This window comes from Streptomyces shenzhenensis (assembly GCF_003688995.1).
GTDB lineage: Bacteria > Actinomycetota > Actinomycetes > Streptomycetales > Streptomycetaceae > Streptomyces > Streptomyces shenzhenensis_A.
In genome coordinates this window covers 160249-175362 of the sequence record NZ_PENI01000004.1, presented here as the reverse complement: position 1 = coordinate 175362, position 15114 = coordinate 160249, and the positions used below count along the sequence as shown (strand labels likewise).

Below are 15114 nucleotides of genomic sequence, written 5' to 3'. Positions count from 1 at the left end.
CATGTCGACCATCGGAGTGAATGCCAGGAACCAAACGAACGTCCTCCAGTTGATCCAGGTCGCTCCGGTGGACGGGGTTTTTTCAGAAGGGAATTGCACGTGATCAAGAAGGTTCTGGCCTCCGCCGCGGTCGCCGCTTCCGTCGTCGGCGTCTCGGCCACCGCCGCCCCGCAGGCTCTGGCCATCGGCAACGACACCGGCACCACCTCCGCCAGCGGCGTCGGCGCCTCGCAGGCGTTCGGCAACTCCGCCACCTACGGCGCCATGAGCCCGCAGATGGCGCTCATCCAGGGTTCGCTCAACAAGCCCTGCATCGGCCTGCCGGCCAAGGCGAACGTCGGCTCGCTCGTCGGTCTGGTCCCGGTCGCCGCGCAGGACATCCCGATCCTGTCGTCGCCGCAGAACCAGCAGTGCGTCGAGAACTCGACCCAGGCCAAGGGCGACGAGCCGCTGTCGCACCTCCTGGACGACATCTCGGTCCTCGCGGGCAACGGCGCCGGCAACCACTGACCGGGACACCTCTCAAGCCTCTTCCGGGCTTCCCCGGCGGGCCGTCGGACTTCCGGCGGCCCGCCGGTCCGTCATGGGTGCGGGCGCCCGGCACCGGTGTGCCGTACGGCGGTCGGAGTGCGGCGATGCGTGGGCGCGCCGGGACGCTTGTCCCTTGATCCGATCACGCTGGTCCGATCGAGGCACAGCCCGCAACCCGGGCCGGTCGGGCGCCGTTGACGATCATGCAACTCCGTCCCCGGAGTCCGCCTTTCGAAGGGAAAGAACATGAAGAAGCTGTGGGCAACCGCGGCTGTGGCCGCCTCGGTCGCCGGTCTCGCCGGCGCGGCCGCCCCCCAGGCCCTGGCCATCGGCAACGACAACGGCACCACCTCCGCGAGCGGCGTCGGCGCCCAGTCGGAGTTCGGCAACTCGGCCACGTTCGGTGACATGAGCCCGCAGCTCTCGCTGGTCCAGGGCTCGCTGAACAAGCCGTGTGTCGGCCTGCCGGCCAAGGCGAACGTGGGCTCGCTCGTCGGTGTCGTGCCGGTCGCCGTGCAGGACGTCCCGGTCCTGTCGTCGCCGCAGAACCAGCAGTGCGTCGAGAACTCGACCCAGGCCAAGGGCGACGAGCCGCTGTCGCACATCCTGGACGACATCTCTGCCCTGTCCGGCAACGGCACGGGCAACGGCTGAGCGGTCCGCTCCGCCGCGGCGGGTCACCGGTTCCCGGTGGCCCGCTTTCTGCGTGCCGGCCGCGCCTGCCTTGTCACCGGTGTCAGCCGTGCCGACGGCGTCCGTGCCGCCCCGTCAGCCGCCGTACAGCGCCTCGATCTCGGCCGCGTAGGCCGCCGTGACCGCCTGCCGCTTGACCTTCAGGGACGGCGTGAGCAGGCCGTTGTCCTCGGTGAACTCCCCGTCGACCAGGGCGAAGGCACGGATCGACTCGGCGCGCGAGACGGCCTCGTTGGCGTAGTCGACGGCGCGCTGCACCTCGGCCCGCAGGCGCGGGTCGCCGACCAGGTCCGAGACCGGGGTGCCGGCGGGCAGCCGACGCACCGACAGCCAGTGGGCGACCGCCTCGGGGTCGAGGGTGACCAGGGCGGCGACGAAGGGGCGGTTGTCGCCGACGACGAGGCACTGGCCGACCGGTGGGCGGCTGCGCAGGCGGTCCTCCAGGACGGCCGGGGAGACGTTCTTGCCGCCGGAGGTGACGAGGATGTCCTTCTTGCGGCCGGTGATGGTGAGGTAGCCGTCGTCGTCGAGGGAGCCGAGGTCTCCGGTGGCGAACCAGTCGCCGGTGAGGGCGGCGTCCGTGGCCGCCGGGTCGTTCCAGTACGACCCGAAGACCGGTCCGCCCTTGATCAGCACCTCCCCGTCGTCGGCGATGCGGACGGCCACGCCGGGAACGGGCCGGCCGACGGTGCCGGGGCGGGGGGCGAGCGGCGGCACGATGGTCGCGGCGGCCGTGGTCTCGGTGAGGCCGTAACCCTCGTAGACGATGATCCCGGCCGCCTGGAAGAACAGGTTGAGGTTGCGGTCGAGCGGGGAGCCGCCGCTGATGGCGTACCGCACCCGGCCGCCGAGTTCCTTGCGGACCCGGCGGTAGACCAGCAGGTCGTACAGGGCCCAGGCGGCGTACAGGCCCGGGCCGGGGCCCTTGCCGGTGCCCAGGAACCGGTGCAGCGCGGCCTCGCCGAAGCGGACGGCGACGCGGTCGGCACGGTCGAAGGAGGCGCCGCGGCCGATCCGTTCGGCGGTGGCCCGGCCGGTGTCGTGGATCTTCTCGAACAGATAGGGCACCCCGACGAGGAAGGTCGGCTGGAACTCCTTGAGCACCGGGCGGAGTTCGTCGGGTCTGACGCTGGGGAAGTGGCCGATCTCGATACGGGCCATCAGACAGGCGATCTGCAGGGCGCGGCCGAGGATATGGGCGAGCGGCAGGAAGAGCAGGGTGGACGCGGTCTGGCCGGTGACCTCCGTGAAGACCGGGTGCAGCAGTTGGACGGTGTTCGCCGCCTCGGCGTGCAGGTTGGCGTGGGTGAGGACGCAGCCCTTCGGCCGGCCGGTGGTGCCGGAGGTGTAGCAGATCGTGGCGACCGTGTCGGGGGTCAGACCGGCGCGGCGCTCGGCGACGTCCTCGTCGGGGATGTCCCGGCCCAGGTCGGTGAGCCGGTCGAGGGCGCCCTCGTCGATGGTCCAGGTGCGCGGGGGTTCGGGGTGGTCCGCGGTGCCGGCGAGGACGGTGGCGGTGTGCTGGGTGGTCTCGGTGACGACGTGGCGGGCGCCGGAGTCGCGGACGATCCACTCCACCTGCTGGGCGGAGGAGGTGGGGTAGACCGGGACGGTCCGGCCGCCGGCCGCCCAGACGGCGAAGTCCAGGACGGTCCACTCGTAGCGGGTGCGGGACATCACCGCGACCCGGTGGCCCGGTTCGAGGCCGGCCGCGATGAGGCCCTTGGCGACGTCGGTGACGTCACGGGCGAAGCGGGCCGCGGTGACCGGCTGCCAGCCGCCCTTGTCACGGCGGCGCAGGACCACGGCGTCGGGGGCCTCGGCCGCGTTGATGAAGGGCAGGTCGGCGATGGAGCCGGTCGTCGCGGCCGGCACGAGGGCGGTGGTGCGGGCCTCGCGGACGACGCCGTGCGCGTCCCTGACGGTCTCCACCTGGCCGCGGGCCGCAAGGTCGGTGCGTTTCCTGGCCCGCTGCAGATCCTTGCGTACGCCCATGACGGCTCCCGGTCGCGGCTCGTGCTGACGTCCTGACGTACTGCCGAACGTACTTACCGGTAGGTAAACTTACTCGCGCGTAAGAGAAGGTCAATGGCTCCGGCACACCCTCTCGCGCCCGACCGCCTTTTCACCACCTGACGTTACGTCAATTCCTTTGCGCCATACGGGTTCTGTGGCCCACACGCACCCTTGTGCGGTGCGCGGTTCCGTTCGATGCTGGCGTTTCTTGATGCCTTGCGTTCGGAGCCGCCGTATGAGTGCAGAGAGAGCCCCCCTTCACCGACCGAGCCGTCGTACCGTCCTCGCGGCGGGCGCCCTGGCGGGCTGGGCCGCCTTCGCCGCGCAGAAACAGGCCTTCGCCGCCGACGGCGACCCGTGGGACGCGGACCCGCGGGTGTTCCAGATCAACCGCGAGGCGGCGCGGGCCCGGCTGGTGCCGTACGCGAGCGCCGCGGACGCGCTGCGCGGCCGGTTCCAGGAGTCGCCGTACCACCGCTCCCTCAACGGCGACTGGCGCTTTCGCTGGTCGCGCAACCCGGACCGGCGGCCCGTCGGGTTCCAGGAGCCCGGCTACGACGACGGCGACTGGGACCGCATCCCCGTCCCCTCGAACTGGGAGATCGAGGGGTATCCCGAGCCGATCTACCTCAACATCAGCTATCCGTGGATCGGTTACGAGACGCCCGCCCCGCCCGAGGTGCCGCACGACGTCAACCCGGTGGGCTCCTACCGCCGCACCTTCACCGTGCCGGACGCCTGGTCGGGCCGGCGCACACTGCTGTCCTTCCAGGGCGTCAAGTCGGCGTTCTTCGTGTGGGTCAACGGGAAGCGGGTCGGCTACAGCGAGGACAGCTACACCCCCGCCGAGTTCGACGTCACCCCGTATCTGCGGCCCGGCGGCAACACCCTGGCCGTGGAGGTCCACCGCTGGTCCGACGGCAGCTGGCTGGAGGACCAGGACATGATCGATCTGTCCGGGATCTTCCGGGACGTGTATCTGTACTCGATCCCGCGGGTGCATGTGCAGGACCTGTTCGTACACACCGAACTGGACTCCGCGTACCGCGACGCCGTCCTCACCGTCGATGTCGCGGTGCGCGACCGGGGCGGCGACGGGGGCGTCGCGGGACACCGGGTGAGCGCCGAACTGTTCGACGCGCGCGGGCGGCGGGTGCTCGGCCTCGCGGACACGGCCGGCGACGGCACCGTGTCCCTGACGGGCGGGGTGCGGGCGCCCGCGCTGTGGTCGGCGGAGCGGCCGCACCTCTACACGCTGGTGGTGACGCTCGCCGACGCCCGCGGCCGGGCCGTCGACGTGCACAGCACCCGCGTCGGCTTCCGCCGGGTCGAGTACGGGCCGGGGACCTTCACCCTCAACGGAAGACCCCTCGTGTTCCGCGGCACCAACCGCCACGAGAGCGACCCCGAGCGCGGCCAGGCCGTCGACGAGCGGCGGATGGTGCAGGACATCCGCCTGATGAAGCAGCACAACATCAACGCCGTCCGCACCTCGCACTACCCCAACCACCCGCGCTGGCTCGAACTGTGCGACGAGTACGGGCTGTACGTGATCGACGAGACCAACCTGGAGACGCACGGCGTGCGCGACACCGTGCCCGCCTCGCTGCCGGAGTGGACCGACGCCTGCGTGGACCGGCTGCGCTCGATGGTCGAACGGGACAAGAACCATCCGAGCGTTGTCGTCTGGTCGCTCGGCAACGAGGCCGGGCACGGCAGCACCTTCCGGGCCATGGCCGACTGGGCACACGCCCGGGACGCCTCCCGCCCCGTGCACTACGAGGGCATGAACGACGTCGCCGACCTGCACAGCGAGATGTACACCAGCCCGGCGGGCGTCGAGGCGTACGGCAGGTCCGGCAACCCCACGCCGTTCCTGCTGTGCGAGTACAACCACTCGATGGGCAACAGCGGCGGCAATGTCCGGGAGTACTGGGAGATCTTCGAGCGCTATCCGAACCTGCACGGCGGGTTCGTCTGGGACTGGGTCGACCAGGCCATCCGGCTGCCGGTGCCGGGCGATTCCCGGCGCACCTATCTGTCGTACGGCGGCGACTGGCAGCCCGGCTATCCGACGGACGGCAACTTCTCCTGCAACGGTCTGGTGGACGCGGACCGCTCGGTCCATCCCGGGCTGATCGAGATCAAGAAGTGCTACCAGCCGGTGGGGGTGAGCGCGGACGACCTGTCCGCCGGCACCGTGCGCGTGCGCAACAAGCAGCTGTTCAGCGGCCTGGACGGCTACGAGCTGCGGTGGGCCGTGACCCGTGACGGTACGACGGTGCAGCACGGCACGCTGCCGGCGCCCGGGGTGGCACCGGGCGCGGAGGGCGTCGTCCGTGTCCCCTACCGCAGGCCCGCCGCGCCGGATCCCGGCGCCGAGTACTTCCTCGGCCTCTCCTTCGTACTGCGCGAGGGCACCCGCTGGGCCGGCGCGGGCCACGAAGTGGCCGCCGAGCAGCTCGCGTTGGACTGGACAGCGGCCGCGCCGGACGACGCCCCCACCCGAGGGAGCCTCACGCTCAGCCAGACCGACGCCGAGGTGCGGGTGCGCGGACGGGACCTGGAGGTGGTGTTCTCCAAGGAGTCCGGCACCCTGTCCTCGTACCGCCGGCGGGGGCGGGCGCTGCTCGTCGAGGGGCCGGTGCCCAACTTCTGGCGCGGTCCGACCGACAACGACATCGGCCGCGGCTTCCCCAGGACCGCGCTGACCTGGCGGGACGCGGGCGCGCGGCGGACGGTGACCGCCGTACGGGCCGAGCAGCCCGCGCCCGGCGAGGTCGTCGTCGAGGTCTCCTGCACACTGCCGACCGCGCCGCACGCCTCCACCTGGCACACCGTGTTCCGGGTGCGCGGGGACGGGGAGGTGCGGGTGCGGCACACGCTGGACGCCGCCGCCGGGCTGCCCGACCTGCCTATGGTGGGCGCGCTGCTGCGGGTGCCGGCGGGCGCGGAGCGGCTGGAGTGGTTCGGGCGCGGGCCGCACGAGAACTACCAGGACCGCAAGGCGTCCGCGTTCGTGGGGCGCTGGCGCTCCACGGTCGACGCGCAGGTCGCCCCGTACGTACGGCCGCAGCAGACGGGCAACCAGACGGATGTGCGGTGGCTGTCGCTGACCGGCCGTTCCGGTGCCGGGCTGCTGGTGGTCGCCGACCCCGCGGACGGCGAGGCGCTGCTGGAGACCAGCGCCCTGCATCACACGCCGGCCGACCTGGACGGGCCGCGGCACCCGCACGAGCTGACCCGGCGCGCCGAGACGGTGCTGCTGGTCAACCACCGGCAGATGGGCGTCGGCGGCATCAACTCGTGGGGTGCGGCGCCGCTGGAGCCGTATCTGCTGCACGCCGGGCGGACGTACGCCTACGGGTACCGGCTGCGGCCGGCGGACGGGTAGCCGCCCGGGGCCTTCCGGCGGGTGGTCCTCCGGTGACCTACGAGACGATGTCCTTGCGGGCGAACCCGCGGAAGGCCAGGGCGAACAGCACGAGCGCGTACGTGAGGGAGATCGCGGTGCCCTGGATCATGCCGGACCACTCGGGGCGCGGTTGTACGGCGTCGGCCCAGGCGAACTGCCAGTGCGCGGGCAGGAAGTCACGCCAGTGGCCGAGGGCGGTGACAGCGTCCAGGACGTTGCCGACGATGGTCAGACCGACCGCGCCGCCGACCGCGCCGAGCGGGGCGTCCGTCTTCGTGGACAGCCAGAACGCCAGCCCCGCGGTGACCAGTTGGGACACGAAGAGATACGCCACGACCACGACGAGGCGCTGGGCCGCCGTGCCCGGGTCCAGCGCGCCGCCGGTGGGGAGCTCCAGCGGGCCCCAGCCGTAGGCCGCCGTGCCGACGGCGATGGCCACGACCGGCAGCAGCACCATCGCGGCCAGGCTGAGGCCCAGCCCGACGACGAGCTTGGACCACAGCAGGCGGGCCCGGGGCACGGGCGCCGCGAGCAGATAGCGCAGGGACGACCAGCTCGCCTCCGAGGCGACCGTGTCCCCGCAGAACAGGGCGACCGGGATGACGAGGAGGAAGCCCGCCGACACGAACAGGTTCACCGCGGCGAAGTTGGCGCCGGACGCGGTGGCCGTGTCCATCAGGGTGACCTGGCCGTTGCGTCCGCTCGGCTCGCCGCCGATGGCGAAGGCGAAGGCCAGGACGAACGGCAGGACGGCGAGGATGCCGCCCATGACCAGGGTGCGGCGGCGCTTGAGCTGCCGGACCAGTTCCACCCGCAGCGGCAGCGTGTGCCCCGCGCGGTAGCCGGAGGCCACCTCGACGGGCCGCTCGGCGAGCGTGCTCATGCGGAACCTCCGATCAGGGTGAGGAAGGCGTCCTCCAGCCGGCGGTGGGGGCCGAGCGAGACGACGGGAACTTCGAGCCGGACCAACTCGACGAGCAGCCGAGCGGCAGCCTCCTCCGGCCCTCCGGGCCCACCGGGGGCCGGGGACGCGCCCGAGTCCACGAACGGGCCCCCGGCCGTGGCTGCGGCCGAGTCCCCCGACGGGGGCACCGTCGCGTCCGTGGGCAGGACCTCGGCGGGGGGCCCGGACGGATCCACGGTCCGCCCCACAGACGGGTGTCCCACCGGGTCCCCGGACGGGACTGCGGCCGAGTCCCCGGACAGGGCTGCGGCCAGATCCCCCGACGGGGGCACCGTCGCGTCCGCGGGCAGGTCCGCGACGGGGGGCCCGGACGGGTCCACGATCCGACCCACAGACGGGTGTCCCACCGGGTCCCCGGACGGGACTGCGGTCGGGTCCCCCGACGGGGGCACCGTCGCGTCCGCGGGCAGGACCTCGGCGGGGGGCCCGGACGGGTCCACGGTCCGATCCACGAACGGGTGTCCGGCTGGGGCCACGGGCAGGGCTGCGGTCGGGTCCCCGGACGGGGGCGTGGTCTTGGCCGTGGACGGGGGTGCGGTCGAGTCCGTGGGCGGCTGCGTGGGGGTCAGGTGGATCAGGAGGCCGCCTTCCGTGCGGAGCGCGGAGGCCACCCCCGGCAGCGTGGCGACCTTCTCGACCAGCGGGTCCGCGATGCCGGTGGCCAGGCCGACGAGCAGGGTCTCGCCCGAGCCGACGATCTCCCCCACCGGGCCGGCCTGGACCAGCCGGCCCCGGTCCATCACCACCAGGTGGGTGCAGGACTGCTCGACCTCCGCGAGGAGATGGCTGGAGACGATCACCGTGCGGCCCGCGGCCGCGTAACGGATCATCACCTCGCGCATCTCGCGGATCTGCGGCGGGTCGAGACCGTTGGTCGGCTCGTCGAGGATGAGAAGGTCGGGCAGGCCGAGCATGGCCTGGGCGATGGCGAGCCGCTGCCGCATGCCCTGCGAGTAGGTGCGCACCGCGCGGGCGAGCGCGTCGCCGAGGCCCGCGATCTCCAGGGCCTCGTCCAGGTGCGCGTCCCCGGCCGGACGGCCGGTCGCCCGCCAGTACAGCTCCAGGTTCTCGCGGCCGGACAGGTGCGGCAGGAACCCCGCGCCCTCCACGAAGGCGCCGACCCGCGACAGCACCGGCGCGCCCGGCCGGATCGCGTGGCCGAAGACGCGGATCTCACCGTCGTCGGGGGTGATCAGGCCCATCAGCATGCGCAGGGTCGTCGTCTTGCCCGCGCCGTTCGGCCCGAGCAGCCCCAGCACCTGACCCTTCTCGACGCGGAAGGACAGCTCCCGTACCGCGTACCGGTCCGCCGACTTCGCGTACCGCTTGCTCAGGTCCGTGATCTGGAGCGGGACGTCGGCCAGGGCGGGATCGGGCGCGGGGACCGCCGTGCGCCGGCGGGCGGTCAGCGCCAGGGCCAGGGCCAGCACGGCGGCGGCCGGCGGCAGCCACCACACCCAGGACGGCAGCGGCGCCGCCGCGGTCGTCACACCCGGGGCCGTCGGCACGCTCAGGTCGCCCTTCAGGGAGACGGTGTAGCCGGCCGGGGCCACCGGTGAGGCGTAGCCGAGGTCCGTGGAGGCGAGGACCAGGCGGAGCCGGTGGCCCTTCTGCACGTCGTGGTCGATCGCCGGGAGGGTGACCGTGACGTCCTTGCCGGACCGCGCGCCCTCGACGCGCAGCGGGGTGACCAGCTGCGCGGGCAGCACCTGCCGGCTGCCGCCGGGGCCGACGTCGTACACCTTGCCGAACAGCACGGCCTCGTCGGTCGTCGAGGTGATGTGGACGGTGACCGTCGGGGAGCCGGTGATCCGCAGGTCGGTGGTGACCGGCGCGGACTCGAAGGCGGCGTACTGGCCGGGGAAGTCGAGGGAGACGCCCACGCCGAGCGCGGACAGCTGGCCGAGGCCGGCCGCGCCACCGAGGCCGGGCAGCGCGGAGACGCCCGGCGGGCTGGCCCCGGCCGGGTTCTCGACCCGCTGTGTGCCGCCGGTCAGCGCGAGGGAGCGGCGGCCGGCTTCGAGGCCGGGGTAGCTGTCGCCGCTCGCGCCGCGCAACTGGGCCGTGCCGTCGGTGGAGTCGACGCCTCCGGTGCGGGTGATCCGGAACGCCGGGCCGGTGTCGGTGCCCTTGTCGTCCTTGAGGTAGCGGTCGAACCAGGCCGTGACGCGCGTCTGCACCCGGTCCGTCTCCATGTCGCCGCCGTCGTGCCCGCCCGCGATCCAGTCGACGTCGACCGGGGCGCCGTTCGCCCGGATCGCCTTCTCGGCGGCGTCGGACTGGGCGAGCGTGAACAGCGAGTCGGTCTGGCCCTGCACCAGGAGCGTGGGCACCTTGATGCGGTCGGCGACGGCGGACGGCGAGCGCTGCTCCAGCAGGGTGCGCGCGGCGGTGTCCGGCCTGCCCGACTCGGCCACCCGGTCGTACATGGCGCACAGCGTCGGCTCGAACTTGGCGCAACCGCCGCCGGAGTTGAAGAAGATTCCCGCCCACAGCTTCTTGAACACGCCGTTCGGGAACAGGGCGTCCGCCAGGTTCCAGTACGTGATCGCCGGGGCGATGGCGTCCACCCGGTCGTCGTGTCCGGCGGCGAGCAGGGAGATCGCGCCGCCGTACGAGCCGCCGGCCATGCCCACGCGCGGGTCGCCCTGCTTGTCGAGCCGGACCTGGGGCTGCTTCGCCAGCCAGTCGATGAGCCGGGAGACGTCGGCGACCTCGCGTCGCGGGTCGTTCAGTCCGATCCTGCCGGTCGACCTGCCGAAGCCGCGCGCGGACCAGGTCAGGACCGCGTATCCGTCCCGGGCCAGGTCCTGCGCCTGGGCGCGCAGGTCGTCCTTGCTGCCGCCGAAGCCGTGCGCCAGCAGGACGGCCGGACGGCGGCCCGCGGCGGCCGACGTGAAGTACGAGGTGTCGATGTGCGTACCGTCCGTCATGGCCATGACCTGGTCGGTCCGGTGCACCCGGGGCGGGTCGTCGGCGGCGACGGCCGTCCACGTGCCGGCGCCGGCGAGCACGACGACGGCGGCCGCGGCGGCCCACAGCCGCCGCGGCCCCCGGAGCAGCCCGCGCCCGCCGGGCAGTCGAAGATCCATGCCTCAACGGTACGGGGCGCCACCGACAACCGATGCAGCCACCGGTCTGAACCCCCGCACCTCCCCGAGGAGTACGCACCCGCACCGGCATACCGCGGACGCGGTACGCCAGGCATCGCGGACCACAGCGGCTCGCCCCGCCCTCCGGGGTGCGCAGGGCCGGGCGAGCGGTGGGTCGGTCAGTGGTTGCGGGGGAAGCCGAGGTCCACGCCCGCGGGGGCGTCGGCCGGGTCCGGCCAGCGGGTGGTGACGACCTTGCCGCGGGTGTAGAAGTGCGTGCCGTCGTTGCCGTAGATGTGGTGGTCGCCGAAGAGCGAGTCCTTCCAGCCGCCGAAGCTGTGGTAGCCGACGGGAACCGGGATCGGGACGTTCACGCCGACCATGCCCGCCTCCACCTCCAGCTGGAAGCGGCGGGCGGCGCCGCCGTCCCGGGTGAAGATCGCGGTGCCGTTGCCGAACGGCGAGGCGTTGATGAGGGCCAGGCCCTCCTCGTACGTGTCGGCGCGCAGCACGCACAGCACCGGGCCGAAGATCTCGTCCTGGTAGGCCTTCGCGCCGGTCGGCACCTTGTCGAGCAGCGAGATGCCGATCCAGTGGCCGTCCGCGAAGCCCTCGACCGTGTAGCCGGTGCCGTCGAGCACGACCTCGGCGCCCTCGGCGGCGGCGCCCCGCACGTACGACGCCACCTTGTCGCGGTGCGCGGCGGTGATCAGCGGGCCCATCTCGCTCGTCGGGTCGTTGCCGGGGCCGATCTTGATCTTCTCGGCGCGCTCGCGGATCTTCGCCACCAGCGTGTCGCCGATGGAGCCGACCGCGACGACGGCCGAGATGGCCATGCAGCGCTCGCCCGCGGAGCCGTAGGCCGCGCTGACGGCCGCGTCGGCCGCCGCGTCCAGGTCGGCGTCCGGCAGGACCAGCATGTGGTTCTTGGCGCCGCCCAGGGCCTGGACCCGCTTGCCGTTGGCGGAGGCCGTGGCGTGGATGTGGCGGGCGATCGGGGTCGAGCCGACGAAGGAGACGGCCTTGACGTCCGGGTGCTCCAGAAGGCGGTCCACGGCCACCTTGTCGCCGTTCACGACGTTGAAGACACCGTCCGGCAGACCGGCCTCGGCCAGCAGCTCGGCGATCCTGAGGGACGCCGACGGGTCCTTCTCGGACGGCTTCAGCACGAACGTGTTGCCGCACGCGATCGCGATCGGGAACATCCACATCGGGACCATCGCCGGGAAGTTGAACGGCGTGATGCCCGCGACGACGCCCAGCGGCTGCCGGATGGCGGCCACGTCCACGCGGCTCGCGACCTGCGTGGACAGCTCGCCCTTCAGCTGCACGTTGATGCCGCACGCCAGGTCGACGATCTCCAGGCCGCGCGCGACCTCGCCGAGCGCGTCGGAGTGCACCTTGCCGTGCTCGGCGGTGATCAGCTCGGCGATGTCGTCGCGGTGGGCGTCGAGCAGCGCGCGGAAGCGGAAGAGGATCTCCGTGCGCTTGGCCAGCGAGGACTGGCCCCAGGTCACGAAGGCGTCCTTGGCCGCCGCGACCGCCGCGTCCACCTCGTCGACCGTGGCGAACGCGACCTTGGTGGTGACCGCCCCGGTCGCCGGGTCGGTGACCGGCCCGTACGTCCCCGAGGCGCCTTCGACGGTCTTGCCGCCGATCCAGTGGTTGACGATCTTCGTCATGCCCGGTTGCTCCTTCACAGATGGCGGCGTCGGGTCGAGACCTGCCGTTCGTACAGCTCACGCGCCTTGACCGCGGACGATCGGGTCGCGGTCTCGGCCACAGGAACATCCCACCAGGCCTGCGCCGGAGGCGCGCCCGACACAGTGTCGGCCGTTTGGGTCTCCACGTAGACACATGTGGGAGTGTCGGCGGCCCGCGCCTCGGCGAGCGCCGCGCGCAGGTCCCGTACGGTCTTGGCGCGCAGCACGCGCATGCCGAGGCTGGCCGCGTTGGCGGCGAGGTCCACCGGCAGCGGGGCGCCCGTGTGGGTGCCGTCCCCGGCCGGGAAGCGGTAGGCGGTGCCGAACCGCTCGCCGCCCACCGACTCCGAGAGCCCGCCGATGGACGCGTAGCCGTGGTTCTGCACCAGCAGCAGCTTGATCGCGACACCTTCCTGCACGGCCGTGACGATCTCGGTCGGCATCATCAGATACGTCCCGTCGCCGACCAGCGCCCACACCGGCCGGTCGGGCGCGGCGAGCTTCACCCCGATGGCGGCGGGAATCTCGTACCCCATGCACGAGTAGCCGTACTCCAGGTGGTACTGGTCCCGCGACCGCGTCCGCCACAGCTTGTGCAGGTCGCCGGGGAGGGAGCCGGCCGCGTTGACGACGATGTCGGACTCGTCGACGATCTCGTCGAGCGCGCCGAGCACCTGCGGCTGGGTCGGCCGGATGTCCGGCTCGTCGGCCTCGTAGCAGGCGTCGACGCGCTGCTCCCAGCGCTCCTTGTCCTCGGTGTACTCGGCGACGTACGAGTCGGCGACCCGGTACCCGTGCTCCGTCAGGGTCCCGGTGAGCGCGCGCAGCGTGTCCCGGGCGTCGGCGACGAGCGGCAGCCCGGCCAGCTTGTGGCCGTCGAAGGCCGCGATGTTGAGGTTGAGGAAGCGGACGTCCGGGTTCTCGAAGAGGGTGCCGGAGGCGGTGGTGAAGTCGGTGTAGCGGGTGCCGACGCCGATCACCAGGTCGGCGGTGCGGGCCAGTTCGTCCGCGGTCGCGGTGCCGGTGTGGCCGACGCCGCCGACGTCCTGCGGGTGGTCCCAGCGCAGTGCGCCCTTGCCGGCCTGGGTGGCGGCGACCGGGACCCGGGTGGCCTCGGCGAACGCGGCCAGCGCGGCCTCGGCCCGGCTGTGGTGGACGCCGCCGCCCGCGATGACGAGGGGCCGCCGGGCCGCGCGGACCGCCCGGACCGCCGCGGCGAGTTCGGCCGGGTCGGCCTGCGGCCTGCGCACGGTCCACACCCGTTCGGCGAGGAACTCCTCCGGCCAGTCGTACGCCTCCGCCTGGACGTCCTGCGGGAGGGCGAGCGTGACAGCGCCGGTCTCGACGGGGTCGGTGAGGACCCGCACGGCCTGGAGCGCGGACGGCATCAGGGCCTCGGGCCGGGTGATCCGGTCGAAGTACCGGGAGACCGGGCGCAGGCTGTCGTTGACCGACACATCGCCCGCGTACGGGACTTCGAGCTGCTGGAGCACGGGGTCGGCGGGGCGGGCGGCGAACACGTCGCCGGGCAGCAGCAGCACCGGCAGCCGGTTGACGGTGGCCAGCGCGGCACCGGTGACGAGGTTGGTGGCCCCCGGGCCGATGGACGTCGTCACCGCGTGCGTGGACAGCCGGCCGGACTGGCGTGCGTAGCCGACCGCCGCGTGCACCATGGCCTGTTCGTTGCGGCCCTGGTGGTACGGCATGTCAGCGGCGTACTCGACGAGCGCCTGCCCGATCCCGGCGACGTTGCCGTGCCCGAAGATGCCCCAGGTGGCGCTGATGAGCCGGCGCCGTTCGCCGTCCCGCTCCGTGTACTGGGCGGCCAGGAAGCGGACGAGCGCCTGCGCGACCGTGAGCCGCGTCGTTGAGGTCATCGGTACCCCTCTGTGCTCTCTACGTGTTCCGGGTGGAAGCAGATCCGCCACTCCCGCGTCCCGCCCGGTCCCGCCATGACGTTCAGGTAGTACATGTCGTGCCCGGGCTGGGCGATGGAGGGGCCGTGCCAACCGTCGGGGACGAGGACGGCGTCACCGGAGCGGACCTCCGCGAGGACGTCGGATCCGCCCTCACGAGAGGGGAATACGCGCTGATAGCCCAGACCGTTCGGACCGTCGATCTCGAAGTAGTAGATCTCCTCCAGCGCGGACTCCTCGCCCGGCCGGTACTCGTCGTGCTTGTGCGGCGGGTACGAGGACCAGTTGCCGCCGGGGGTGATCACCTCGACGGCGATCAGCTTGTCGCAGTCGAAGGCGTCCGCCGAGGCGAAGTTGCGCACCAGGCGGGAGCAGGTACCACTGCCGCGGTGCTCGACGGGAACCTCCGGCGCGGGGCCGTAGCGGGCGGGGAGTCGTCGCTCGCACTTCGCTCCTGCCAGGGCGAAGCGGCCTCCCGCGCCGGAGGCGATCTGGACCCGGGCGTCCCGGGGCGCGTACACGAAGTCGGAGACGGAGGCGAACACGCTCTCCCGGCCCCGGATTTGGAACTCTTCGTCCTCCACCTGCACGGTACAACCGCCGCTCAGCGGAAGCACGATCCACTCACTGTCCCCGGTGGTGAACATATGGGTGCCGCCGGGCGTCAGTTCGACGACGCGCAGGCTGCTGTGCGCCCAACCGGCCCGCTCGGGGCCGATGTCGACGGCGTACTGGGCGCCCGCGGTCGAACCCTGGGGGAGATACAGGTCCTTGCTGGTCATGC

9 protein-coding genes are annotated in these 15114 nt (G+C 72.7%); 3 read left to right on the top strand and 6 right to left on the bottom strand.

The genetic code is table 11. The features are described from left to right. Positions 1-99 precede the first annotated feature (99 nt). Together CTZ28_RS08465 and CTZ28_RS08460 are read left to right on the top strand one after the other, a co-directional pair. A complete protein-coding gene (locus CTZ28_RS08465) occupies positions 100-510 on the top strand; it encodes a rodlin (protein WP_121888645.1) in 411 nt (136 codons plus the stop codon). A 267-nt stretch (positions 511-777) separates the two neighbouring features. Then, positions 778-1185, top strand: coding sequence for a rodlin (locus CTZ28_RS08460; protein WP_121888644.1), 408 nt, complete (start codon positions 778-780; stop codon positions 1183-1185). A 114-nt stretch (positions 1186-1299) separates the two neighbouring features. Here CTZ28_RS08460 and CTZ28_RS08455 read toward each other — a convergent pair whose 3' ends face one another. Further along, positions 1300-3219 (bottom strand): AMP-dependent synthetase/ligase, encoded by a 1920-nt coding sequence (locus CTZ28_RS08455; RefSeq protein WP_121888643.1) that lies wholly within the window; start codon positions 3217-3219, stop codon positions 1300-1302. A gap of 256 nt (positions 3220-3475) precedes the next feature. Here CTZ28_RS08455 and lacZ point away from each other — a divergent pair, with 256 nt between their 5' ends. Then, the gene (gene lacZ / locus CTZ28_RS08450) at positions 3476-6634 is read left to right on the top strand and encodes a beta-galactosidase, LacZ type (protein WP_121888642.1); all 3159 of its coding nucleotides are present in this window, start codon (positions 3476-3478) and stop codon (positions 6632-6634) included. A 37-nt stretch (positions 6635-6671) separates the two neighbouring features. Here lacZ and CTZ28_RS08445 read toward each other — a convergent pair whose 3' ends face one another. The 5 genes from CTZ28_RS08445 to iolB form a co-directional block, all read right to left on the bottom strand. Further along, positions 6672-7538, bottom strand: a complete 867-nt coding sequence (locus CTZ28_RS08445) for an ABC transporter permease (RefSeq protein ID WP_121888641.1) — start codon at positions 7536-7538, stop codon at positions 6672-6674. Continuing rightward, on the bottom strand, positions 7535-10711 hold the full coding sequence (locus tag CTZ28_RS08440) for a CocE/NonD family hydrolase (protein WP_310887594.1): 3177 nt from the start codon (positions 10709-10711) through the stop codon (positions 7535-7537). The genes CTZ28_RS08445 and CTZ28_RS08440 overlap by 4 nt, the downstream gene beginning before the upstream one ends. 179 nt (positions 10712-10890) lie before the next feature. After that, complete coding sequence (gene mmsA, locus CTZ28_RS08435) at positions 10891-12393, bottom strand: CoA-acylating methylmalonate-semialdehyde dehydrogenase (RefSeq protein ID WP_121888640.1); 1503 nt, start codon at positions 12391-12393, stop codon at positions 10891-10893. A gap of 14 nt (positions 12394-12407) precedes the next feature. After that, a complete protein-coding gene (gene iolD, locus CTZ28_RS08430; protein ID WP_121888639.1) occupies positions 12408-14291 on the bottom strand; it encodes a 3D-(3,5/4)-trihydroxycyclohexane-1,2-dione acylhydrolase (decyclizing) in 1884 nt (627 codons plus the stop codon). After that, on the bottom strand, positions 14288-15112 hold the full coding sequence (gene iolB / locus CTZ28_RS08425; RefSeq protein ID WP_121888638.1) for a 5-deoxy-glucuronate isomerase: 825 nt from the start codon (positions 15110-15112) through the stop codon (positions 14288-14290). Before iolB ends, iolD begins: the two co-directional genes overlap by 4 nt. Positions 15113-15114: the final 2 nt, after the last annotated feature.